This window comes from Bacillus sp. PS108 (genome assembly GCF_037963335.1).
GTDB lineage: Bacteria > Bacillota > Bacilli > Bacillales > Bacillaceae > Bacillus > Bacillus subtilis.
This window is the reverse complement of record NZ_CP150155.1, coordinates 1,642,151-1,666,134: the sequence shown is the minus strand read 5'-3', so window position 1 is coordinate 1,666,134 and position 23,984 is coordinate 1,642,151. Positions and strand designations below refer to the sequence as shown.

Annotated in this window: 27 protein-coding genes; 1 reads left to right on the top strand and 26 read right to left on the bottom strand. The window is 42.5% G+C overall.

The annotated features are described in order from the left end of the window. Window positions 1-2: 2 nt before the first annotated feature. From fliF to NSQ16_RS08580, 25 genes are all read right to left on the bottom strand, one after another. Window positions 3-1,613 (bottom strand): flagellar basal-body MS-ring/collar protein FliF, encoded by a 1,611-nt coding sequence (gene fliF, locus NSQ16_RS08700; RefSeq protein WP_087614551.1) that lies wholly within the window; start codon window positions 1,611-1,613, stop codon window positions 3-5. A 45-nt stretch (window positions 1,614-1,658) separates the two neighbouring features. Continuing rightward, on the bottom strand, window positions 1,659-1,979 hold the full coding sequence (gene fliE / locus NSQ16_RS08695) for a flagellar hook-basal body complex protein FliE (RefSeq protein ID WP_003238544.1): 321 nt from the start codon (window positions 1,977-1,979) through the stop codon (window positions 1,659-1,661). 10 nt (window positions 1,980-1,989) lie between these two features. Then, window positions 1,990-2,442, bottom strand: a complete 453-nt coding sequence (gene flgC, locus NSQ16_RS08690; protein WP_003245521.1) for a flagellar basal body rod protein FlgC — start codon at window positions 2,440-2,442, stop codon at window positions 1,990-1,992. Next, window positions 2,442-2,831: a flagellar basal body rod protein FlgB gene (gene flgB, locus NSQ16_RS08685; protein ID WP_003245656.1), complete on the bottom strand. Its 390-nt coding sequence runs from the start codon at window positions 2,829-2,831 to the stop codon at window positions 2,442-2,444. Before flgB ends, flgC begins: the two co-directional genes overlap by 1 nt. Window positions 2,832-3,210: 379 nt before the next feature. Further along, window positions 3,211-3,990, bottom strand: a complete 780-nt coding sequence (gene codY, locus NSQ16_RS08680; RefSeq protein WP_003220850.1) for a GTP-sensing pleiotropic transcriptional regulator CodY — start codon at window positions 3,988-3,990, stop codon at window positions 3,211-3,213. A gap of 39 nt (window positions 3,991-4,029) precedes the next feature. Beyond that, window positions 4,030-5,442: an HslU--HslV peptidase ATPase subunit gene (gene hslU / locus NSQ16_RS08675; RefSeq protein WP_256683486.1), complete on the bottom strand. Its 1,413-nt coding sequence runs from the start codon at window positions 5,440-5,442 to the stop codon at window positions 4,030-4,032. A 7-nt stretch (window positions 5,443-5,449) separates the two neighbouring features. Then, the gene (gene clpQ, locus NSQ16_RS08670; protein WP_128992832.1) at window positions 5,450-5,995 is read right to left on the bottom strand and encodes an ATP-dependent protease subunit ClpQ; all 546 of its coding nucleotides are present in this window, start codon (window positions 5,993-5,995) and stop codon (window positions 5,450-5,452) included. 12 nt (window positions 5,996-6,007) lie between these two features. Beyond that, window positions 6,008-6,922 carry a tyrosine recombinase XerC gene (gene xerC, locus NSQ16_RS08665; protein WP_003231988.1) on the bottom strand — a complete coding sequence of 305 codons (915 nt, stop codon included), beginning with the start codon at window positions 6,920-6,922 and terminating at the stop codon, window positions 6,008-6,010. A gap of 67 nt (window positions 6,923-6,989) precedes the next feature. Then, a complete protein-coding gene (gene trmFO / locus NSQ16_RS08660; RefSeq protein ID WP_003244725.1) occupies window positions 6,990-8,297 on the bottom strand; it encodes an FADH(2)-oxidizing methylenetetrahydrofolate--tRNA-(uracil(54)-C(5))-methyltransferase TrmFO in 1,308 nt (435 codons plus the stop codon). A gap of 75 nt (window positions 8,298-8,372) precedes the next feature. After that, window positions 8,373-10,448: a type I DNA topoisomerase gene (topA, locus tag NSQ16_RS08655; RefSeq protein ID WP_003245599.1), complete on the bottom strand. Its 2,076-nt coding sequence runs from the start codon at window positions 10,446-10,448 to the stop codon at window positions 8,373-8,375. A 187-nt stretch (window positions 10,449-10,635) separates the two neighbouring features. Beyond that, the gene (dprA, locus tag NSQ16_RS08650; protein WP_230488505.1) at window positions 10,636-11,529 is read right to left on the bottom strand and encodes a DNA-processing protein DprA; all 894 of its coding nucleotides are present in this window, start codon (window positions 11,527-11,529) and stop codon (window positions 10,636-10,638) included. Window positions 11,530-11,589: 60 nt separating this feature from the next. After that, window positions 11,590-12,492 carry a succinate--CoA ligase subunit alpha gene (gene sucD, locus NSQ16_RS08645; protein ID WP_003238566.1) on the bottom strand — a complete coding sequence of 301 codons (903 nt, stop codon included), beginning with the start codon at window positions 12,490-12,492 and terminating at the stop codon, window positions 11,590-11,592. 28 nt (window positions 12,493-12,520) lie between these two features. Further along, window positions 12,521-13,678: an ADP-forming succinate--CoA ligase subunit beta gene (gene sucC / locus NSQ16_RS08640; RefSeq protein ID WP_003244732.1), complete on the bottom strand. Its 1,158-nt coding sequence runs from the start codon at window positions 13,676-13,678 to the stop codon at window positions 12,521-12,523. Between the two features lie 172 nt (window positions 13,679-13,850). Next, entirely contained in the window at window positions 13,851-14,132 is a 282-nt protein-coding gene (locus NSQ16_RS08635) for a FlhB-like flagellar biosynthesis protein (RefSeq protein ID WP_003232001.1), read from the bottom strand. After that, window positions 14,129-15,859 (bottom strand): hypothetical protein, encoded by a 1,731-nt coding sequence (locus tag NSQ16_RS08630; protein WP_230488506.1) that lies wholly within the window; start codon window positions 15,857-15,859, stop codon window positions 14,129-14,131. Before NSQ16_RS08630 ends, NSQ16_RS08635 begins: the two co-directional genes overlap by 4 nt. Window positions 15,860-15,890: 31 nt before the next feature. Beyond that, entirely contained in the window at window positions 15,891-16,658 is a 768-nt protein-coding gene (gene rnhB, locus NSQ16_RS08625; RefSeq protein WP_230488507.1) for a ribonuclease HII, read from the bottom strand. 70 nt (window positions 16,659-16,728) lie between these two features. Continuing rightward, the gene (gene ylqF / locus NSQ16_RS08620; RefSeq protein ID WP_014479772.1) at window positions 16,729-17,577 is read right to left on the bottom strand and encodes a ribosome biogenesis GTPase YlqF; all 849 of its coding nucleotides are present in this window, start codon (window positions 17,575-17,577) and stop codon (window positions 16,729-16,731) included. 142 nt (window positions 17,578-17,719) lie between these two features. Then, the gene (gene rplS, locus NSQ16_RS08615; RefSeq protein ID WP_003220825.1) at window positions 17,720-18,067 is read right to left on the bottom strand and encodes a 50S ribosomal protein L19; all 348 of its coding nucleotides are present in this window, start codon (window positions 18,065-18,067) and stop codon (window positions 17,720-17,722) included. A 139-nt stretch (window positions 18,068-18,206) separates the two neighbouring features. Then, window positions 18,207-18,938 carry a tRNA (guanosine(37)-N1)-methyltransferase TrmD gene (trmD, locus tag NSQ16_RS08610; protein ID WP_080529316.1) on the bottom strand — a complete coding sequence of 244 codons (732 nt, stop codon included), beginning with the start codon at window positions 18,936-18,938 and terminating at the stop codon, window positions 18,207-18,209. After that, entirely contained in the window at window positions 18,935-19,459 is a 525-nt protein-coding gene (rimM, locus tag NSQ16_RS08605; protein WP_003232013.1) for a ribosome maturation factor RimM, read from the bottom strand. The genes trmD and rimM overlap by 4 nt, the downstream gene beginning before the upstream one ends. 4 nt (window positions 19,460-19,463) lie before the next feature. After that, complete coding sequence (locus NSQ16_RS08600) at window positions 19,464-19,850, bottom strand: YlqD family protein (protein ID WP_014476793.1); 387 nt, start codon at window positions 19,848-19,850, stop codon at window positions 19,464-19,466. 121 nt (window positions 19,851-19,971) lie between these two features. Beyond that, on the bottom strand, window positions 19,972-20,217 hold the full coding sequence (locus NSQ16_RS08595; protein WP_014476792.1) for a KH domain-containing protein: 246 nt from the start codon (window positions 20,215-20,217) through the stop codon (window positions 19,972-19,974). Then, complete coding sequence (gene rpsP, locus NSQ16_RS08590; protein WP_003220815.1) at window positions 20,217-20,489, bottom strand: 30S ribosomal protein S16; 273 nt, start codon at window positions 20,487-20,489, stop codon at window positions 20,217-20,219. The genes NSQ16_RS08595 and rpsP overlap by 1 nt, the downstream gene beginning before the upstream one ends. A 105-nt stretch (window positions 20,490-20,594) precedes the next feature. Continuing rightward, a complete protein-coding gene (ffh, locus tag NSQ16_RS08585; RefSeq protein ID WP_003232020.1) occupies window positions 20,595-21,935 on the bottom strand; it encodes a signal recognition particle protein in 1,341 nt (446 codons plus the stop codon). A gap of 13 nt (window positions 21,936-21,948) precedes the next feature. Then, on the bottom strand, window positions 21,949-22,281 hold the full coding sequence (locus tag NSQ16_RS08580) for a putative DNA-binding protein (protein WP_003238590.1): 333 nt from the start codon (window positions 22,279-22,281) through the stop codon (window positions 21,949-21,951). A 176-nt stretch (window positions 22,282-22,457) separates the two neighbouring features. On the opposite strand from NSQ16_RS08580, the gene NSQ16_RS08575 reads away from it, so the two are divergent. After that, the gene (locus NSQ16_RS08575) at window positions 22,458-22,943 is read left to right on the top strand and encodes an Ig-like domain-containing protein (protein WP_230488509.1); all 486 of its coding nucleotides are present in this window, start codon (window positions 22,458-22,460) and stop codon (window positions 22,941-22,943) included. A 36-nt stretch (window positions 22,944-22,979) separates the two neighbouring features. On the opposite strand, the gene ftsY is transcribed toward NSQ16_RS08575, so the two are convergent. Beyond that, window positions 22,980-23,969 carry a signal recognition particle-docking protein FtsY gene (ftsY, locus tag NSQ16_RS08570; RefSeq protein ID WP_003232026.1) on the bottom strand — a complete coding sequence of 330 codons (990 nt, stop codon included), beginning with the start codon at window positions 23,967-23,969 and terminating at the stop codon, window positions 22,980-22,982. Window positions 23,970-23,984: the final 15 nt, after the last annotated feature.

Here is a 23,984-nt window from a genome sequence, read left to right as displayed (position 1 = left end):
TCCTAATCCTCGGCCAGCCAGCTTCTCAGCAGTTTTGCAAAATCTTCCGGCTTGTCTTTCGCCATCTTTTCAAGCTGTTTTCGTCTGACTGATTCCGCTGTTTCATTTTCCTCTTCGTTGATATCAGGCAAATTGATAGGTTCTTGAGGAACCTCATACTCATATTCCTCAAATTCATCCTCTTGCGCCCGTTTCTTTCTGATAAGCATAATGATCAGAACAATAATCGCTGCGATTAAAACACCGCCTACAATATATGCCCACAGCGGGATACCAGAGGATTTTTCCGTATTTGTATCCAAATTGACTTTTCCGTCGAATGGCTGAACGGAAACAACAATCTTATTATTGATATCAGCATCAGATAAATTCTGATTTTGCGTTTCATCTTTATCCAAAGATGTTCTGACTACAGTTGAAAGGATTTTTTGTATATCATCCTGTCTTTCAGTTGATAGCGACGCTGTGTTTTTGGCATCAGGCGGCTCTACCATTACTTGAATCCCTAAATCTCTGACCTTATAAGGACTTTCAGCGATTTCTTTATGAATTCGGTTAACCTCGTAATTGATTTTGTTGCTGTTTTTTTCGTAGTTTCCGCTTTCGGTATTTTCACCGTCAGCCTTATAATTTGTTACATCTTCCTCGCCGGTTCCGGCAGTTCCGCCGTTGGCTGCACCGTCGCCCTGATATGTTTCAGATACCTTTTCAGCGCTGACTGCAATGCCTTCCATGTTTTCTTTATCCACAGGTTCGACAATGTCTTCTGTCCGATTTTCTTTTGTGAAATCAATGTCTGCTGTAACGGAGACAACGACTTTATCTTGGCCCATCATCGTACCAAGAAGTGACTGTACATGTTTTTGAATGTCTTTTTCAACTTGAGACTTAATTCCTTGCTGAGAAGAATAACTATCCGCGTAGGACCCTGCATCACTGTCTGATTTGTCGTAGTATGTAGAATTTTGATCCATGATGACGATGTTATCTTCTTTTAGGTTCGGCACGCTTTTAGATACCAGATGATATAATCCGTTGATCTGGCTTTGATCAAGTGTATAACCCGGTTGAATCTGCAAAACGATTGATGCAGATGCTGCAGATTGCTCCTCACCGACAAACACAGCGTCTTTCGGGAGATTAATCATTACTTTTGAATTTTTAATACCGTCCATTTCATTGATCAAGTTTGACAGTTCTGTCTGTGTAGCTTTCACTTTCACCATATCAAACTCATTGTCTGTCAAACCAAAGCCGGCATTCTGTCCAAAAAACGAATAATCAATTGATCCCGTTTTAGGAAGTCCTTCTGCAGCCATCTGCACTTTCAAAGAATCAACCTGATCCTCCGGAACACTAATCACTGTACCGCCATTCGAAAGTTCGTTTGGCACTTTTTTTGCATCCAATTCTTCTTTGATTTGTCCTGCTTCTTCGGCAGACAAATCTTTGTACAGCGGCGCCATTTTAGAATTTGAAGCAAAAACACTAATAATAATTCCAATAATAATAATTGCCGCTAAAGCACTAACCATTAAAATCTTTTGTAATTTAGATCTATTTTTCCAAAACTCACTCGTTTTGTTTTTCATTTGCATTAGAGTACGATTCATGTTAACCCCCGGTCATTCCACTCTTTCTCTAAATCGTCAGACCCCCTACATTTGCATTCTCATAATCTCCTGATAAGCTTCCACAGCTTTATTGCGGAACTCTGTTGCTGCAGTTAGAGAGATGCTAGCTTTTTGAGCAGCGATCATGACCTCATCAAGATTTACATCTTTTCCTGCAGCCAAAGCATTAGTCATGTTGTCAGAAGCTACTTGGGACTCATTTAACGAACTAATAGAGTTTTTTAAAAGCTCCGAAAAGCTTGTTTGATTTGAAGAATCTGTTTTTTGGCTATTGTTTACTTGATTTGTTGCATTTTGAGTGTTTTGAGTATTTTGAACCTGAAAAGGAGAAATTGCATTAATCACATTCATTCACCTACTTTCCGATTTCTAACGCCTTCATCAGCATTCCCTTTGTGGCATTCATCGCCGTGACATTCGCCTCGTATGATCTAGTGCTGCTGACAAGATCAACCATTTCCTTTAATGGATCAACATTAGGCTTTTGTACATATCCTTCAGCGTTTGCATCAGGGTCTGTCGGATCATAGACAAGATTAAAATCCGAATCATCCTCCGTAATTTTTGAAACCTTCACACCGTTTCCAGCATTCCCGCTTCCGCTCATTTGAGAATTGAGAATGGAAGAGAACGATTCACCTTTTGACTGAAGGGAGACCATTTTTCTTCTGTAAGGCACCCACTCTCCATTCACCTGCTTAGCTCTTGTCGTATCCATATTTGCTAAGTTAGATGATACAACGTCCATTCTGACTCGCTGAGCTGTTAAAGCCGATGCTGAAACATTTAAGCTATGAAAAGCTGTCATCATTTTCCTCCTGTTAATACGGTCTTCAGCGAATTAAATTTACCGTTCATTCTTTCAACCAAAGCTTGATAGTTGATTTGATTTTGCGCCAATTCTGTCATCTCTTTGTCAACATCAACATTGTTTCCGTTTTGCTGATACGATGTATCTCCGCTCGCAACAATTGAATAATTCGAATCAGTATCAGAAAAATCAACATGACGATAGTCTGTTTTTATCGCTTCAAGACGCGAGGATTCTTGATCTAATAAATTTTGGAAAGAGACTTTTTTTGCCTTATAGTTCGGTGTATCTATATTGGCGATATTATTAGTTATGACTTTTTGCTTAATATCCGCTCTGCTCAAGGCATTTTCAAGATTTTGTATCGTTCCAGAAAATAAGCTCAAATCCACTTACCTCCATTTCAGTTTTTTTCACCCTCAATATCCTTGTCGAGAATTGTAAAACTATATGCTTATTGTAAGAAATAACAGGCATAAAGTCTATGAAGTTCGTGTAAAAAAATGTCCTCACAATTATCTATTTTGCAACTAGGTGTAAAGTCCTAGATTGTTAGAACTACATTTCTCGCCTTGATATAAGCCTGAAAATAACAGAATTTCTGTTTTTTCTCCTTTCTTTTCGGCATTTTTGAAACTTTTTGAAGAAAAATGCAAAATTTATTAAAAGTATTACATAGAAAGACTTTCAACCCAGGAAATAAAGCTTATTGATTTCCTTTATTTGAAATAAAAAAAGAACCCTCAAAAAGGGTTCTTTTTGTGATTAATGAGATTTTAGATTTTCTAATTCAATTAGGAATTTGTTGTTTAGTACCTTGATATAAGTACCTTTCATTCCTAATGATCTAGACTCGATAACACCGGCGCTCTCCAGCTTTCTGAGTGCGTTCACAATAACAGAACGGGTAATGCCTACACGGTCAGCAATTTTACTTGCAACAAGAAGACCTTCGTTTCCGTCAAGCTCCTCAAAAATGTGCTCAATTGCTTCAAGCTCACTGTAAGAAAGCGAGCTGATAGCCATTTGTACGACAGCTTTGCTTCTTGCTTCCTCTTCAATTTCTTCTGCTTTTTCTCTTAGGATTTCCATTCCGACAACTGTTGCGCCGTATTCAGCTAGAATTAAGTCATCGTCATTGAATTGATCTTGTAAACGTGAAAGAATAAGTGTTCCTAATCTTTCCCCGCCTCCGATGATCGGCACAATTGTTGTTAAACCAGCTTGAAACAGGTCTCTGTTCTCAACAGGGAAAGCAGTATATTCACTATTAATATCCAAGTTAGAAGATGTTTCAGGGACATTAAACAGATTTTTCGTATATTCTTCAGGGAATTGACGATCCTCAAGCATTTTTTTCATACGATCATTTTCAATTTGCTGGTTAATAGAATACCCAAGGAGTTTCCCTCTGCGGCTTACAACGAAAATATTGGAATCAATTACATCCCGTAGCGTCTCCGCCATTTCCTTGAAGTTTACCGGTTTCCCTGCCGCAGCTTGCAGCATGGAGTTAATAATTCTTGTTTTTTGTAATAAAGCCATGATAAATAATCCTCCTAAACATTCCTCATATTAAATTTTTCACAATATAAATTGACTTAAATCTTTGTTTTTGGCTATCGTTCCGAGCTTTTCTTCGACATACTGTGGTGTAATCGTTATTTTCTCCATCGTTACATCTGGAGCTTCAAACGACAAATCTTCTAATAGGCGTTCAAGTATTGTATGAAGGCGTCTCGCACCGATATTATCTGTGTCCTGATTCACATGATAAGCAACTTCAGCAATCTTATGAATAGCTTCGTCAGAAAATTCAAGAGATATACCTTCTGTCTGCAATAATGCCTGATATTGTTTCAGCAGCGCATTATCCGGCTCAACCAAAATTCTCACGAAGTCGTCTACCGTGAGTTTGTTCAGTTCTACACGAATCGGGAAACGCCCCTGCAGCTCAGGAATCAAATCAGACGGTTTGGCCATATGAAACGCTCCTGCTGCAATAAATAATACATGGTCTGTTTTTACAGAACCATATTTTGTGACAACGGTAGAACCTTCAACAATCGGAAGGATATCCCGCTGAACGCCTTCTCTTGAAACATCGGCAGAAGAAGATGCACCGCCGTTCTTTGCGATTTTATCAATCTCATCGATAAAGATAATCCCGCTCTCTTCTGCTCTCTGAACAGCTTCCTGGCCGACTTCATCCATATCGATGAGTTTGCTTGCTTCTTCATTCGTCAGGACTTTTCTGGCTTCTCTGACTGTCATTTTGCGCCGCTTCTTTTTCTTTGGCATTAATCCGCTCAGCGCATCCTGCATGTTCATACCCATCTGCTCCATACCCGAGCCCTGCAGCATGTCAAACATAGAAGGCTGCTGCTCTTCGACTTCTACTGTTACATAGTAGTCTTCGAGCTCTCCTAAAGCCAGCTGATGCGCCATTCGTTTTCTTTTTTCTTCGATGTTTGCTTCTTCCTGGCTCTCCGCCTCATCTTCACCATTCGGCTGGCTGCCTCCAAAAAACATTTCAAACGGATTTTTAACGCCAGATTGTTTTTTCTTCCCAGGAACTAACAGACGAACAATGCGTTTGTTTGCATTTTCTTCTGCCTGTTCCTTTACTTCATTCATTTTCTCTTCTTTTATAAGCCGAACAGAAGTCTCCACAAGATCTCTGACCATTGATTCAACATCTCTGCCTACATAGCCGACTTCGGTAAATTTAGTAGCTTCAATTTTGATAAATGGCGCACCTGAAAGCTTAGCGATTCGTCTGGCTATTTCAGTTTTCCCGACGCCGGTAGGCCCCATCATTAAAATGTTTTTCGGAACGACCTCGTCCTTCAGCTTTTCATCCAGAAGACTTCTTCTATAGCGGTTTCTTAATGCCACGGCGACAGCTTTTTTCGCATTTTGCTGACCGACAATATATTGGTCTAACCGATCTACAATCTGTCTAGGAGTTAACGGTTTTTTTTCCATGCGCCTCAAGTCCTTTCTATTCAAGCTCTTCCAGTATGATTTGATCGTTCGTGTAAACACAAATTTCGCCTGCTGTTTCTAACGCGGCTCTGGCAATCTCACTTGCAGACATGCCTTCACCGGCATGCTTTTTCAGTGCTCTTCCCGCTGCCAAAGCGTAATTGCCTCCTGATCCAATCGCGAGAATGCCGTCATCTGGTTCGATCACCTCGCCTGTTCCCGATACGAGAAGCAAAGTATCCTGATTCATAACAATCAGCATGGCTTCGAGCTTTCTTAGCACTTTATCACTGCGCCATTCCTTCGCAAGCTCAACAGCCGCCCGTTTTAAGTTGCCGTTATATTCTTCAAGCTTAGCTTCAAACTTTTCGAATAAAGTGAAAGCGTCTGCAACAGATCCCGCAAAGCCAGCAAGAACTTTGCCGTTAAACAGTTTTCTCACTTTCCGTGCCGTGTGTTTCATGACAACAGCCTGACCAAATGTTACTTGGCCGTCTCCGGACATAGCGCTTCGTCCTTTATGCTGTACGGCAAATATTGTGGTCGCATGAAAAGATGACATAAAGGGCCTCCTTTAATTTTTCTTAAATGCTCTTGGATGGTGAGACATATATGTGTTTCTCAACATTTCCTTCGAAACGTGCGTGTATATCTGTGTAGAAGACAGATTGGAATGCCCGAGCAGTTCTTGAACGCTTCTCAAATCCGCTCCTTCATTTAACAGATGCGTGGCGAACGTATGTCGAAGCATATGCGGATGGATATGTAAAGTGCTTGACGCTTTTTGAACAAGCCCGCTTAAAATATGTCTGATGCCACGGGCTGTAAGCGGTCCGCCTCTTTGATTTACGAATAATAGATCATGAGGTTCTTTTGCCTTCATCAGCAAGCACTGTCTTCCGCTATTCATGTATACCTTCAACGCTTCGCGGGCATAAGACCCAAAGGGGATATAGCGCTGCTTCTTGCCTTTACCGTGAACAAGCACAGTGTCCATAAATAAATCAACGTCGTTAATAGTTATGGAACAGCATTCACTGACCCTCATTCCGGTGGCATAGAGCAGCTCTAACAGCGCTTGATCCCTCATTCCGGCCGGCTGGCTTATATCTGAAACTTCAAACAGCTCCTCAAGCTCTTTTTGATATAGAAACTTCGGTATCCGTTTCTCCTGTTTTGGCAGATGAACAAGCTGAAACGGATTTTCTTCAATAAGCTTTTCCCGCATCAGAAACTTATAAAAGCTTCTTAATGCAGATATCTTTTTGCTTATTGTTCTTCTCGATAAACCTTTTTCATAGGCTTCTGTCAAAAAAATCCTAGTATCTTGATATGCAGCTTCTTCAAATCCATTTATACCTTGAACGCGCAGGAAAGTCTCGAATTCTTCAATTGAATCCACATAATTCACAATAGTATATTGTGAATAATTTTTTTCAATTTGTAAATATTCAACGAATAACTTTACGAAATTCTTAACATTCTCCATGCCTAATACCTCCCCAGGAAGGGCTTTTAAATGGTATCACAAATCGCGCTCAGGTTGCAATCAATACCTATATTGTTTTCGAAATTGTTTGAATTGTTTCAATCGCACGGTTCGCGTATTGTTCATTTCGTTCTTTTTTATTTTTAATTTTAACTGGCAATTCTTTCAAAAGCCCAAAGTTTGCATTCATCGGCTGGAAGTTCTTCTGGTTTGTTGTTGTAATATAATGTGCCATACTGCCAATTGCTGTTTCCTGAGGGAAGATCACAAGCTCTTCTCCCAATACAAGCTTCGCCGCATTAATGCCTGCTACAAGTCCTGAGGCAGCTGATTCCACATATCCTTCTACTCCCGTCATTTGGCCTGCAAAGAACAGATCACTGCGGTTTTTAAATTGATAAGTCGGCTTTAACAGGCTTGGAGAGTTAATAAATGTGTTTCTGTGCATCACGCCATATCTGACGATTTCTACATTTTCAAGTCCTGGAATCAACTTGAGAACTTCCTTTTGGTCTCCCCATTTTAAATGAGTCTGGAATCCTACAATATTATAAAGTGTTCCCGCAGCATCATCCTGTCTGAGCTGAACGACGGCATAAGGGCGTTTTCCTGTAACAGGATGCTCTAGACCAACCGGTTTCATCGGACCGAAAAGCATTGTTTTCTTACCCCGTTTTGCCATAACTTCAATCGGCATGCAGCCTTCAAAGAAAATCTCTTTTTCAAATTCTTTTAACGGCACTGTTTCTGCTGATGTTAATGCTTCATGAAAACGGTCAAACTCTTCTTCTGTCATCGGGCAGTTCAAATATGCTGCTTCACCTTTATCATAACGGGATTTTAGGTACACTTTATCCATATCAAGGCTGTCTTTTTCTACAATTGGCGCCGCTGCGTCATAAAAATATAAATAGTCCTCTCCAGTCAGCTCCTTCAGCTGGGCAGACAGCGATTCAGATGTTAACGGACCCGTTGCGATGATAGTAGGGCCTTCAGGAATTTCAGTCACTTCTTCATTAATAACGGTTACGTTTGGATGATTTTTCACCCGATTTGTCACACTTGCGGCAAATTCATGACGGTCTACTGCAAGAGCGCCCCCGGCAGGCACCGAACATTCGTCAGCCGCAGCGATAATGGCTGAATCAAGCGCACGCATTTCTTCCTTTAATACACCGACAGCGTTAGCAAGTGTATTAGAGCGAAGAGAGTTGCTGCAGACAAGCTCAGCAAATTTATCTGTATGATGCGCAGGCGTTTGTTTAACTGGCCGCATTTCATACAATTTGACTTGAATCCCACGTTTGGCAAGCTGCCATGCTGCTTCACTTCCTGCGAGTCCGGCTCCGATTACATTCACTGTTTGTTGGTTCATCTTTCACATCTCCTAGTTTATTATTCAAGGCCTTCTTTTAACACACAAAGAAGGTGAGCAAGACCCTGCTCACCGCTACTTCTGTGGTTCTTCCTTATAATCGCATTCCACGCATTGGACTTGTATACCTTTTTTGAGTTTTTTCTCGACGAGCATTTTTCCGCATTTCGGGCATTTTCGTTCAATTGGTTTGTCCCATGATACGAATTCACAGTCCGGATAACGGTCACAGCCGTAAAACACCCGTTTCTTTTTCGATTTTCGCTCAACAATGTTTCCTTCTCCGCAACTCGGGCACTTCACACCGATTTGTTTCACAATCGGTTTCGTGTTCCGGCAGTCAGGGAAGTTGGAGCAAGCTAAGAATTTACCGTACCGTCCCATTTTATATACCATTGGAGAACTGCACAATTCACAATCCTCTCCAGCATACTCTGGTTCAATCTCAACTTCCTTCATTTCCGATTCGGCTTTTTTGACGCGTTTTTCAAAATCGGTGTAGAAATTATCGATAATCTTGACCCATTCGGTATTTCCTTCTTCAACATGATCAAGATCTCTCTCCATTTTAGCTGTAAACTCAACGTTAATGATCTCAGGGAAAAACTCCATGATCAAGTCAAGAACGATCTGACCTAATTCAGTCGGAACGAAACGTTTATTATCCAATGCCACGTAGCCGCGCCGCTGAATAGTATCAAGTGTCGGAGCATATGTGGATGGACGGCCGATACCGCGTTCTTCAAGGGTTTTAACAAGCCGGGCCTCAGTATATCGCGGAGGCGGCTGGGTAAAATGCTGCTCAGGTTCTATATCTTTTGATAATACTGTGTCGCCTTCTTGTAAGTCAGGCAGCATCCGGTCTTTTTCTTCCATTTGATCGTCTTTTCCTTCAACATACACCTTCATAAACCCGGAAAACTTGACTTTACTTCCATTTGCACGAAATGTCAAACCGTTGTTTGTCAGGTCGACACTCATTGTATCGAGAACAGCCGGTGCCATTTGGCTGGCAACAAAACGCTCCCAAATTAATTTATACAGTCTCATTTGGTCTCTGCCGAGGACTGCTTTTAATTCACTTGGTTTTCTAAGAACTGATGTCGGCCGAATTGCTTCGTGGGCATCCTGGGCATTTTCATTCTTTTTCGCAGGCTTCCGTTTTCCGCCTAGGAACTCTTTTCCATATGTCTGATCAATAAATGCAGCTGCTTCATCAACAGCCGTATTTGAAATACGGGTTGAATCCGTTCTCATATACGTGATCAGACCAACCGTTCCTTCTCTTCCTAAATCAATTCCTTCATATAATTGCTGTGCAATCATCATCGTTTTCTTCGCTCTGAAATTGAGCTTGCGAGCCGCTTCCTGCTGCAGGGTAGAAGTGGTAAAAGGCAAAGCGGGATTACGTTTGCGTTCCTTTTTGGTTACTTTTTCAACTGTATATTGATTCCCTTTGAGCTGAGAAAGAATCTCTTTTACATCAGCTTCACTATTTAAAGGAAGTTTTTTGCCGTTTTTCCCGAAAAAGCTCGCTTCAAAGGTTTCTTGACCTTTTAAGAACGTACCGTCAATTGTCCAATATTCCTCAGGCTTAAAGTCGTTAATCTCTTTTTCACGGTCAATAATCAAACGGAGGGCAACGGATTGCACGCGTCCTGCGCTAAGCCCTTTTTTGACTTTTTTCCATAAGATTGGACTGATTTTATATCCGACAAGCCTGTCTAAAATACGTCTCGCTTGCTGTGCATCCACTAAATCCATATTGATCATGCGTGGATGCTTAAACGATTCCTTAATAGCGTCTTTTGTAATTTCGTTAAACACCACACGGCAGTCTGAGTTGAGATCTAAATCAAGACTGTGTGCCAAATGCCATGCAATCGCTTCCCCTTCTCTGTCGGGGTCGGCTGCGAGATACACTTTTTTGGCTTTTTTCGCAGCCGTTTTCAGCTCTTTTAATACCGGGCCTTTACCTCGAATGGTAATATATTTCGGTTCAAAATTCTGTTCTATGTCAACTCCCATTTGACTTTTTGGAAGATCCCGGACATGTCCCATTGATGCTTTTACTTTATATTTTTTACCTAAGTAACGTTCAATCGTTTTCGCCTTAGCGGGCGATTCCACGATGACTAGATAATCAGACATTTTCATCCCCCTCAAGAGGTGTTCTCTCTCTTTTCAAGATATTTCAATTTTATTTTTGCAGCTGTCTTTATTTGGCTTTCAACATTTCATTCTTTATCATGAACGTCATTAATTAAATAGAAAACAATATGCAACTTTAAATCCTCACTATTATTAAATATTACAATACCGTTTGTCAAACGATAATTCAAAAGGGTTCCGTATATTGAACGTTTCTCTCAGGAAGTTCCTCGAAAATATCCTCTGCTGACCATATGGCTTTAGCCCCCTGCTGGATCAGTTTTATAGGACCTCCGGCGTAAGGGTCAAACAATGAACCGGGTACGGCAAATACCTCTCTCCCTTGTTCCAATGCTTGATAGGCAGTAATCAGCGAACCGCTTTTTTCTTTGCCCTGAACGACAATAACGCCTTCACTTAGTCCGCTGATAATACGGTTTCTCATAGGGAAATGCCATTTTTGGGGTTTAGTATCAGGTGGGTGCTCTGACAGCAGGATATGGTGTTTAGCCATGTGATCTGCTAACTGAAGGTTTTCTCGGGGATAAATGTGTTGAAATCCGCCTGCAATGACGCCAATTGTCCGCCCCTTCGCCTTAATACTTGCAGCATGGGACATTCCGTCTATCCCAGACGCCAGTCCGCTGACAATCACCCAACCTTTACGACAGATCTCTTTTGTAAGATGATTGACAACTTGTTTCCCATAAGCTGTTGGATTTCTTGTCCCTACAATTCCAATTTTTCTCCCTTTCAAAAGAAGAGTCATATCACCTTTTGCAAACAGTACGGCGGGGGGATCATAAATGCTTTTAAGCCAGAAAGGATATTGCTTTGAAGAAATAGGGATGGTGTTAATGCCTTGCTCACGATAAGCAGCAAGTACACGCGGGAGCTTTGGATAAAATTGTTCTATTTCGTTTTTTAATGCAGCTGCTTTTATTTGATCACGAGTAACCGTTTGTAACACGGGTGATGTCAGCGACATAGACGGATCGGCTTTCCACCATTTTAATAGAAGGGATGGGGATAATAATTGATTGATTCTGCAAATCGTTAGGCAGGCAGCGGCCTGATCCAATAGATTGACCTCCTTTTGTTAGAAAAAGCAGGAACAGCCTTGACGGCTGTCCCTTTTTTATTAATGCGTTTTACAAGTTTCGAACAAGTTCTTCTCTTTCAGCACCTTGATTAAGGTTTCACCCATGACAGAAGGTGTCTCTGCAACTTCGATTCCGCATGCATTAAGGGTTTTGATTTTTTCATCAGCTGTCCCTTTCCCGCCGGAAATAATGGCGCCTGCATGCCCCATGCGCTTCCCAGGAGGTGCTGTTTTACCGCCGATAAAACCGACTACCGGTTTTGTCATGTTGGCTTTTACCCACTCTGCCGCTTCCTCTTCGGCCGTACCGCCGATTTCGCCAATCATGATGACTGCGTGTGTGTCAGGATCTTCGTTAAACGCTTTTAAAACGTCAATAAAGTTTGTTCCATTTACAGGGTCGCCGCCGATTCCAACAGCTGTAGATTGCCCTACACCCGCTTCTGAGAGCTGGTGGACCGCTTCGTATGTTAATGTTCCTGAACGTGATACAACGCCTACATGACCCTTTTTATGGATGTATCCGGGCATAATGCCGATTTTACATTCTTCAGGCGTAATGACACCAGGACAGTTCGGCCCTATCAGTCTCGTTTTCTTGCCTTCCATGAAGCGTTTGACCTTCACCATATCCAAAACCGGGATATGTTCTGTGATACAAATCACGAGATCAAGCTCCGCATCTACCGCTTCCATAATTGCATCAGCTGCAAACGGTGCGGGCACATATATAACAGACGCGTTAGCGCCGGTCGTTTGAACTGCTTCAGCCACTGTATTAAATACAGGAACACCTTCCGCTTCTGTTCCGCCTTTTCCAGGTGTTACACCGCCAACGATATTTGTACCGTATTCAAGCATCTGCTTCGTATGAAATAAAGCGGTAGAACCTGTAATCCCTTGCACAATAACTCTTGTATCTTTATTAATGAAAACACTCATTATTTGGTCCCCTGCCTTTCATTCTTTCTTAAACTAAGGATACGATTTTCTGCGCGCCGTCAGCCATTGATTCCGCAGATGTAATGTTTAATCCTGATTCACTAAGGATTTTCTTCCCTAGATCCACGTTTGTGCCTTCAAGACGGACGACAAGCGGCAATGTCAAACCAACTTGTCTAGTCGCTTCAACAACCCCTTCTGCGATGACATCACATTTCATAATGCCGCCGAAAATGTTGACAAAAATCCCTTTAACGTTTTGATCAGAAAGAATGATTTTAAATGCTTCCGTGACTTTTTCAGCGGTTGCACCGCCGCCCACATCAAGGAAGTTGGCCGGTTCTCCTCCATAATGCTTGATAATATCCATCGTGGACATTGCAAGCCCCGCGCCGTTTACCATACAGCCGATATTTCCATCAAGGGAAATGTAGCTTAGATCATATTTGGACGCTTCAATTTCTTTCGGATCTTCTTCATCCAAATCTCTGTATTCCATAATGTCCTTTTGTCGGTACAACGCATTGCTGTCAAAATTCAATTTTGCATCAAGCGCCATCACATTTCCGTCGCCGGTAACAACAAGCGGATTGATTTCGGCGATTGAGCAGTCTTTCTCAACAAACGCTTTATATAATCCAAGCATAAATTTAGCAGCTTTTCCCACGAGCTCTTTTGGAATATTAATAGCGAATGCAATTTCTCTGGCTTGATAGCCTTGAAGGCCAACAGCCGGATCAATGACAGCTTTTTTGATTTTTTCCGGTGTTTTCTCCGCAACCTCTTCAATTTCCGTTCCGCCTTCTTCAGAAGCCATCAAAACGATTCTTGAAGTGGCGCGGTCAAGCACTAGACCGATGTAATATTCTTTTTTAATATCGCAGCCTTCTTCAATAAGTAAGCGTTTTATTACTTGGCCGTCCGGACCCGTCTGATGTGTAACTAGGGTCTTACCTAATAGTTCTTCGGCATACGCTTTTACTTCGTCTAATGATTTTGCTATTTTTACCCCACCAGCTTTGCCTCGACCGCCAGCATGAATTTGAGCCTTTACGACATAAACCGAGCTGGATAAGCTCTTTGCACTCTCAACTGCTTCTTCTGCTGTAAAAGCCACTTTACCTTCAGGAACAGATACCCCATATTTTCTGAGGACTTCTTTTCCCTGGTACTCATGGATATTCATTTCCCATCCTCCTAACTTATGTAACAAAACTAAAATAGACTGCGCTTTCATTCTATAATAATACTGGAAGAATTGTCTACAGTTCGATGCAAAATCTTTTAATCCTTCTAAACATTCAAACTTTTACTTTATTAAAAACATAAATTTCAAAGGAGGATGGGGAATATTTTAGCTATTTTTTGTTTTTTACGCTTTCGTCCAATTTGTAAATGAATGAAAAAATCTCGGCTACCGTTTCATAAAGAGCTTCAGGAATTTGATCATCTACCGTCAAATGGCGCATTAATTCGACAAGGGTCCGATCTTCTTGAATCGGGACCCCTGCTTTTTTCGCTTCTTTGATAATGTTGTCAGCTACATGGCCCTTCCCTGTGGCAATCACTCTCGGCGCCTTGTCTTTTTGTTCGTCATAATGGAGAGCAACAGCTTTTCTGATCGGTGTCTGCTCTTTCATATTTTCACATCCACTTCCTGATCACTGATACTTGTTATATATTGATCGATTGAAGCCTTTTCTTCGGTGTGAACCCTTTTTTTAGCGTTTACCCCTGAAAGGCTGTACCCCATTTCCTTTAGCCCCTGTTTAAGCGCGGGCACCATCGGATCGATCGCAGCCTGCAGCTCGAAATCAGTCTCTATTGTAATGGTCATGACTTTTTGCTGTACCAAGCAATCAACGACGGTTTCTTTTAGTGTATCAAGCTGCAGCAAAAACAAAAGGCGGCAATGGGAAGGATCAAGCTTTCCATCCGCTTCTTTCTTTCCTTTAAACAGAACAGTCATGTCCTGAACCCCTGACTTCGAAAACATCGGAAATGACATTACAATTTGGCTGTATGATGCATGCTCCTGCTGCATGAAAAGCTGGCCATTTAATTTATGAAAAAGCTGATTGGCTTCTTGTTTGACTGGTTCGGCTACCTCATGCGATGCTCTTAAGGCAGAAAGAGCCAGCTTGATGGATTGCATTTCGCCAGATGTGACTGCGCTTCCTTGTTCAAACGCTTTAATGAACGCAACTTCGTCCCTTGCGCCGATTGCCGTTTTCACTTTGGATAAGAAAGAAAGAACATCTGCCTTATCCGCCAAATGGGGTGCTGTCTGCTGAACAGCCTTTAAAAAGACTTCGGCTTCCTGGTCTGTGACTTGTGCCGCTTGTAAAACAGCTGAAGCTGCAAGTGACTTACTATCACCCGATGAAGCAGCCGCTTTAATCCAATTTGCTGCTTCTTTCACAATTTGGAGACTGTTTTTTTCAGCAGATTCCGTCAGCTTCACCAGCAGCTGGCGGGCTTCTTTAATTGGAATGTCTGCTGCTGTTTTAACAGGCTCTTCTTGTATGCTTCCCTGTTCTGCTGTGTGATTTGCAATCGGCAGGCTGGCTTTTCCGGGGGAGCCAGCTGGTGTGCTAAGCTCCCTGCTTCCAGCTGTATTCGTCGGAGAAGGTGCTTTCGTATTGTCGGTTAAAGAAATAAGCTTATCAATCAGCCGTTCTGCATGGACATCGATTTCACTATTTAAAAGCACCGTAATTGCTTCCTTTAGCTTTGACATCATTTGGCTCTGCTGAGGGTTTTGGTCGATTGCCTGTAGCAGCTGGGATACGTGCTGATGCAACGGAACAGGCGATTTCACAGCGTGAACACCATTCAAAATCTCGGAGTGAATGGGAAGATCACGCTTTAAAGCGAAGAGAACCGTTTCAACTGCTTTTTTTGTGTCTTGCGAAGGCAGCGTGTCCATCCAGCGGACAGCTGTTTTGATATCATTTTCTGTTACGGGTGTTTTGCTCTTCAGCATCGCTCCTGTCATCATGAGAGCTGCGTTTGACGTCTTCACTGACATGGCATTTAAAAGCTTGCCAGCTGCATCCTGAATGGTTTTAGGATTTTGATCAAAGCTTTGAACGACCTGAAGACGGCCTGTTTGCTCTGCCGTTTTTTTTTCGTAGGAAAACCAATAGTATGCCTGAGGACGAAGCTGGGTTTCAAGTTTTCCCTGAACAGTTTGATTGCCGACTTGGATCAGGGCATGCTGATCTCCTAGTAAACGAAGCACTTTTCCTAAGAGGAGACGCTTCTCCCCGTTTAGCGCTTCGTTTACTTTTGATGTTTCCTGCGGGACGGCTGTACGCCCGAAAAGGTGCTGCAGCGCCTTTTGCACATCATTTCGTATGTTCATTTTAAAAAGGTGCCTCCTTGTCCATGGTGATTTATCTGAAAGATTGAACAGGAGCGAAAGTTTTGCGGTGCAATTCAGTTGGGCCGTATGCAGCGAGAGCTTCCAAATGTTCTTTTGTCCCATAGCCTTTATTTTTTTCAAAGCCGTACATGGGATACGTTTCGGCATAAGCGCTCATCATTCGGTCCCTCGTCACTTTTGCGATACACGCACCTGCCGCAATAGACACGCTTTTGGCATCGCCTTTTATAATTGACGCCTGAGCCGTGTCGAGGGGAAGTGTCATTGCGTCAACAAGCAAATAATCAGGTGTAGCCGACAAATCCTGTATCGCTTTCACCATTGCCATTTTTGAAGCTTCATATATATTGATCTCATCAATCACAGTAGCTTCTACAATTCCTATCCCGACCGCCAGTGCTTCCTTCATAATAAGCTCGTAATATTCCTCGCGTTTTTTCTCTGAAAGCTTTTTGGAGTCTGTCAGTCCAAGTATTTCACATTCCTCTGGAAGGATGACTGCGCTGGCGACAACTGGTCCTGCCAATGGCCCCCGGCCGACCTCGTCAACACCTGCCATCAAGCGAAATCCCTTGTTTCTTGCCAGCCTTTCATAGGAAGTCATATTCCCCCATTGTTCTTTCAGCGCTTTTTCTTTCGCTTGCTTTTTAAGCCATTGCTCTACAAGCGTTTGAACGCTTTTTCTCGGGTCGTTTTCGCATTGGGCAATAAATGGGTCTTGTGCATCCTTCACTTCCTGCAAACGGTCTTTAATGTCCTTTACGGTTAATGTATTCACTTTCTCTTCTCCCTTACTGTATGTATCGGTTCAGCCAAGAAAAAATAAAGACCCGCATTTCTGCGCGCCTTTACATCGTCGGCTGTTCAAATGACAGCCTGCCGAACTTTTCAGTGCGAATATCGCGAATGATGACTTCAGTCGTCTTATCGTAGTTGATGAGCCCACCGCTCATGAGACAGCCCCGCTTTTCACCTATTGCATCAAACAGCTCGGCAATGTCCTCTGGGATCTCATCAAGGCCATAACGCTCTTTAAGCCGTTCTGGGTAATGTTCTTCGAGAAAACGAAGACCAAACACGGCCACGTCCTGCAAATTGATAATCGAGTCTTTAATAGCCCCGGTGACTGCCAGTCTCAAACCGACAAGCTCATCCTCAAATTTAGGCCACAAAATTCCCGGTGTATCTAATAGCTCTAATTCTTTCCCAACTTTGACCCACTGTTGAGAAGTCGTAATACCAGGTCTGTCTCCCGTTTTTGCTATGTTTTTCTTTGCAAGCCGGTTGATGAGTGTTGATTTTCCGACGTTTGGAATGCCGATAATCAAAGCGCGAATCGCTCTCGGCTTCACACCTTTCGCACGCATCCGGTCAAATTTTTCTTGGAGGATCTCTTTTGATGCAGGCACAATTTGATTTAACCCTTGTCCATTTACAGAATTAATAGACAGAGAGCGGATCCCCTGCTTCTCAAAGTGCTCTTTCCACCGCTGTGTAACTGCCGCATCTGCTTTGTCAGCCTTGTTTAACAGCATAATTCGCGGCTTGTTTTTTAGAATATCTTCAATCATTGGGTTTCTTGATGACATTGGAATTCTGGCATCTACCAATTCATATACGATATCGATTAATTTTAATTTTTCGGTTACTTCCCTTCTTGCTTTTGCCATATGGCCCGGGAACCATTGAATTGTCATGTGACACGAACACCGCCTTTATCTTCAGTATGCATGATTCATTGTTGTCCTTTATGTATTTTACGATGCCTGTCCGGCATTTTCAAATTCTGTATAAAAAAAGAGCTTGTTACAGGTAACAAGCTCTTTTCGTTCGTTATCATTATCGTCTGATCTCTTTAATACGAGCCGCTTTTCCGCGAAGTTCACGCAGGTAGTAAAGTTTAGCACGGCGTACTTTACCGTAACGTACAACTTCGATTTTCGCGATTTTTGGTGTGTGTACTGGGAAAGTACGTTCAACGCCAACACCGTAAGAAATCTTACGAACTGTGAACGTTTCGCTGATTCCACCACCACGACGCTTAATCACAACACCTTCAAAGATCTGGATACGCTCACGGTTACCCTCAACAACTTTAACGTGTACACGTAAAGTGTCACCAGGACGGAACGCAGGAAGATCAGTACGAAGCTGTTCTTTTGTGATATCTTCAATTAGTTTTTGCATCGTTTTCAACTCCTTCCAACAGATGCTCTTGGCCACAAAAACCGGCACAGCGGAACATCGTTTTCAAGCTTGCAGCGGATAAGCCCGCTTAAGCCACAAGTAGTATCTTATCACAATTTCATAGCCTATGCAATAAAATCTATTCTTTTTCCCATTCAGAAATCCACTTTCTTTGCTGCTCTGTAAGCGGGTAGTCTTTCAACAGATCCGGACGTCTTAGGTAGGTCCTTCTGATCGATTCTTTATTCCGCCATTCTTCAATTTTTGCATGGTTTCCTGACAAGAGTGTTTCAGGCACTTTTAAACCTTTGTAATCTGCCGGTCTTGTATAATGCGGGTGCTCTAAAAGTCCGGTGCTGAAGGAATCCTCAATATGGGAAGCCTCTTTACCCAGTACACCCGGAAGCAGTCTGACCACACTGTCTGCGATCATCATTGCAGGGAGCTCACCGCCCGTCAGAACAAAGTCGCCAATTGATATTTCATCCGTTACCAAGTGCTCGCGAATGCGTTCATCATAGCCTTCATAGTGGCCGCAAATGAACAGCAAATGCTCTTCCTTTGCTAATTGTTCGGCTTTTTTTTGGGTAAAACGCTCACCTTGCGGGCATACGAGGATAATACGCGGAGCAGCGGCTGCCTTTGATGTCAGGTCCTCGACCGCGTCAAAAACAGGCTGGGGCTTGAGAACCATGCCTGCCCCGCCGCCATAAGGATAATCATCAACAGTATTGTGCTTGTTATCAGAGTACTCCCGGAAATTTACGACTTGAAACTGCACCGCCTCTTTTTCCTGGGCTTTTTGAAGAATCGATGAGCCGAGCACGCCTTCAAACATTTCGGGAAACAGCGTCAAAAAGTCGATTTTCATTCGTCTATTAACCCTTCCATGAGTTCAATCTCAATTTTCTTTTCCCTGACATCGATATGTTTGACCACTGATTCAATGTAAGGAATGAGTGCGTCTTTTTTTCCTTTTCTTCCGATGACCCAAACGTCATTGGCTCCAGGCGTCAAAATTTCTTTGACCTTTCCGATGAGTTCGCCTTCTTCAGTAAATACTTCACACCCAATAATTTCATGGAAATAAAATTCACCCTCATTCAGCTCTCCTAATTCTTCTTCAGGAACTTTAATGATTGCGTTTTTCAGCTCTTCTACTTCATTTAGGTTTTGTCTTTCTTTAAACTGCAGGAGATGAAATTGCTTATGCAGTCTATGTGTGTTTACCGTTACCTCCACTGGTTCGTTACGGCCGTCCATAAACAAATACAGCGTGTTTCCCGGCTTGTATCGTTCTTCGGCAAAATCTGTTTTTGAAATCACCCGCACTTCGCCTTTGATTCCGTGGGTATTTACGATTTTGCCTACATTAAACCATCGCTTTGTCATATGATCACCTCTGGCGAATTTCAATTACTTTTCCGTCTTTTATGACGATGGTGTTCGCTGCTGTTTTCTCATGCCAGTCATCCCCGGCTTCAATCGTCAGCAACGCATCGACTTCCTTTTCTTTCAACTCACTGCCAAGCGGCAATGTATGTACTTGAGCAATTTGAAAATCGATGATTTTTATATCATCTTTTCGCTTTTCTATTGCCTTTTTAAATTGTTCAATCATATCAGGGTTTTGCTGTTCTTTCTCATGTTTTCTAAGCTGAAAATAGAGCTGGCTGCATTCTCGTTCAAGCATTTGTTTCTTCTCGGCAAAAGAAGCTAAAAGCTTTTCTTTACTGCGCTCGGTTAAGACTTGCATAACGGCTACACGGTGAATAATTTGCATCGCACCAAGCTCCCCGCTTTTAAAACTTTTTCTCGCCAAGGCTTTTCTATTTTGCCTAAGCTTCTATCAGTTTACCCTTTTTTTGCGTGTAAAAAAAGGGGAGGTGCCGGCCCTCTCCCTTTTAGTCAAATATTTCAAATTGAACTTTCTTAGAAGACTGTGCGCCAGCTGCAAATACAGCTGTTCGAATCGCTTTTGCAGTCCGGCCTTGCTTTCCGATAACTTTACCGGTATCTGACTTATGGACAGATAAGCGCAGCGCAATCTTTTGATCGGTTTCTTCTCTTATGACGCGAATGTCATCTGGATGATCAACAAGCGGCGTCACAATGTGGACAATCAAATCTTCCAAGTGTTGATCAGTCATTACTTGCCTTGTTTAGCGTTGTGGAATTTTTCCATGATTCCTTGGCTAGAGAACAAGTTGCGAACTGTATCAGATGGTTTCGCTCCAGTTTGAAGCCATTTAAGAGCAAGCTCTTCGTCAATTTTTACTTCCGCTGGTTTTGCAACCGGGTTGTAAGTTCCGACTGTTTCGATGAAACGGCCGTCACGTGGTGAACGAGAATCTGCTACAACAATACGATAGAAAGGAGATTTTTTTGCTCCCATACGTTTTAAACGAATTTTTACTGCCATTTTACTAGCACCTCCGAAAATATTTCAACAAGATAGTATATTAACAATGATAAAAGTGTTTGTAAAGTGTTTTTTCTTAACAACGGTTTTATCATGTATAACCGATTACATAAAAGGTAGCTTAAACCCTTTTTTCTTGCCTTTTGACATGTTTGTCATCTGCTTCATCATTTTTTTCATTTCATCAAACTGCTTAAGCAGACGGTTGACTTCCTGTACGGATGTCCCGCTTCCTTTTGCAATCCGCTTCCGCCGGCTGGCATTGATAATATCCGGCTGTTCTTTTTCAAGAACAGTCATTGATTTGATGATTGCTTCCACATGATTCAGCTGTTTTTCATCAACTTGGATGTTTTTCAGACCTTTCATTTTACCTGCACCCGGCATCATTTGCAGAAGCTCATCAAGCGGCCCCATGTTTCTGACTTGCCCGAGCTGCTCCAGAAAATCGTCCAATGTGAAGCTCATCGTTCTCATTTTTTGTTCCAGCTCTTTGGCTTTGTCTTCATCAACGCTGGCCTGTGCTTTTTCAATCAATGTCAGCACGTCGCCCATGCCGAGAATCCTTGATGCCATGCGTTCAGGATGGAACGGCTCTAACGCATCAAGCTTTTCGCCCAAACCTGCGAACTTAATTGGCGTGTTTGTGACAGCGCGAATAGAAAGCGCAGCTCCGCCGCGTGTGTCTCCATCCAGCTTAGTTAACACAACACCGGTTAAACCGAGCTGTTCATTAAAGCTTTTGGCAACATTCACAGCGTCCTGACCGGTCATTGAATCGACAACCAGGAAAATTTCTTCCGGATTCGCGATTTCTTTGACGTTGGTCAGTTCATCCATCAGTTCATGGTCGATATGCAAGCGCCCTGCCGTATCCAAAATGACATAGTCATAATGTTCTTCCTTGGCTTTCTCAATAGCCTGTTTAGCTATTTCTACAGGACTGACCTGATCGCCAAGAGAGAAAACAGGCATATCAAGCTGTTTGCCGAGTGTTTCCAGCTGCTTAATTGCGGCTGGGCGGTAAATATCGGCAGCAACCAGCATCGGTTTGCGATTATGCTTTTTGCGCAGCAGATTCGCAAGCTTACCGCTTGTTGTCGTTTTACCGGCACCTTGGAGACCGACCATCATAATAACAGTCGGCGGCCTTTTTGCGACGGCGATTTTGCTCTCTTCGCCGCCCATCAGCTCAGTCAGTTCCTCTTGAACAACTTTAATGACCTGCTGGCCGGGCGTCAGACTTTTCATGACGTCTTGGCCTACAGCGCGTTCACTTACTTTTTTGACAAAATCCTTGACTACTTTAAAGTTAACGTCAGCCTCAAGCAGCGCAAGACGGACCTCACGCATCATCTCTTTTACATCTTGTTCGCTGACTTTCCCTTTTCCACGGATTTTAGAAATCGTCTGCTGCAGTCGGTCGGCTAATCCTTCAAATGCCATAGTTTGCCGCCTCCTAATCTAATTTCTCAAGCGCTTCAATCAGAGCTGTAATTTCTTCCTCTTCTTTTGAACCGGAAGCAAGCTCCTTCAGCTTATTAAACATCTCTTTACGCTCCTGAAACTTTTTCAAAAGGAGCAGCTTTTCTTCATATTGTTCAAGCATTGCTTCTGTTCGTTTGATGTTATCATAAACAGCTTGTCTTGAAACCTCATATTCTTCGGCTATTTCGCCTAGGGAGAAATCGTCCAAATAATAAAGCGACATATAGCTCTTCTGTTTTGACGTCAACAACGACTGATAAAAATCAAACAGATAATTCATTCTCGTTGTCTTTTCGAGTGACATTTGAGCTCTCCCCTTTGTTAAGTCAAATCCCTTTACGATAACTTAGTTTACACGGTTTTAATGACACTGTCAAGTTTTTATCTTGTCAAAGCGGCGATTAACTTTTCCAAAATACGCTAAATATCATCCAATTTATTCCGATATTGTATATGAACCCTATTTTAAGGAGGATTTTTATGAAAAAAATCGGTTTATTGTTTATGTTATGTCTGGCAGCCCTGTTTACAATAGGTTTCCCGGCACAGCAAGCAGACGCTGCTGAGGCACCTTATAAGGCCTCAATCACAAATATCAGCACAGATGGAGGGGTATACGGTAAAATCAATTACGGACAAGGTCAATATTGGCGAGTCAAGTACAATATTACAGTAAGCGGCAAATTACTCGACCAAAACGGACAGCCAGTGCCAAACGCGCCCGTAAGATTTGAAGCGGACACGAAGGTCGGAAACACAACACAAACTGCTTCAGGAACGACTGATGCAAACGGAACATTTGAGGTTCCAATGTATTTGGGGCCAGCTGCTGGTTACTATACGTATTACACATCTGTTTCCGTTCATTACTATGACATCATCCCATTCAGAGTTTTTTCTGGTAAGTCAAGACTGGTATCCACTGATAACAGCCTTTATCATTTCGCCTATCAAGTAAGAAGATAAAAAAGAAAAAGGCCCCAAGATGTTGGGGCCTTTTTCTTAATCGTCGGCTTTTTCCACTAAATCTGAAAAGAGTCCGTACACATAGGATTCTGGATCAAATTCCTGAAGATCATCAACTTTTTCTCCTAAACCGACTAGTTTAACCGGGATGTGAAGCTCGTTGCGAATCGCAAGGACGATACCGCCCTTTGCCGTACCGTCAAGCTTCGTTAAGGCAATGCCGGTAACATTTGTTGCTTTAGAGAACTCTTTTGCCTGAGCCATTGCATTTTGGCCGGTCGTGGCATCAAGGGCAAGCAGCACCTCATGCGGAGCTTCAGGAACTTCTCTTTCGATAACACGTTTTACTTTTTCAAGCTCTTTCATGAGATTTACTTTGTTTTGGAGACGACCTGCCGTATCACAAATTAATACATCGGCATTTCTTGCTTTCGCAGCATGAACAGCATCGTAGATGACAGCCGCCGGATCGCTTCCGGCCGTCTGCTTAATGACAGGCACTCCAGTACGCTCTCCCCATACTTCCAGCTGTTCAATGGCTCCCGCTCTGAAAGTGTCTCCGGCGGCAAGTACAACAGATTTTCCTTCTTGTTTCATTTTATGAGCAAGCTTTCCGATCGTTGTTGTTTTCCCGACGCCGTTTACACCTACCAGAAGGATTACGTTTAAACGCCCATCCTGGATGTTCAGTTCTGAAATTTGCTCATCTCCGCTGTTATAAATCTCGACCAGTTTCTCAGAAATCACTGACTGGACTTCCTTTGGATCTTGAATATTTCTGCGTTTGACTTCTTTTTTCAGCTCATCTATTAATTCCATAACGGTTGTAAAACCGACATCCGCACTGATAAGAACCTCTTCAAGCTCTTCGAAGAAATCCTCATCCACTTTACGGTAACGGGATACAAGATCATTCACTTTGTTTTGAAAGGAGTTTCTTGTTTTTTCAAGGCCATCCTTAAACTTTTCAGATACGGAATCTGTCTGTTTTGTGATTTTCTCTTTTAATTTTTTAAAAAAGCTCATCTTTTAACCTCTTTC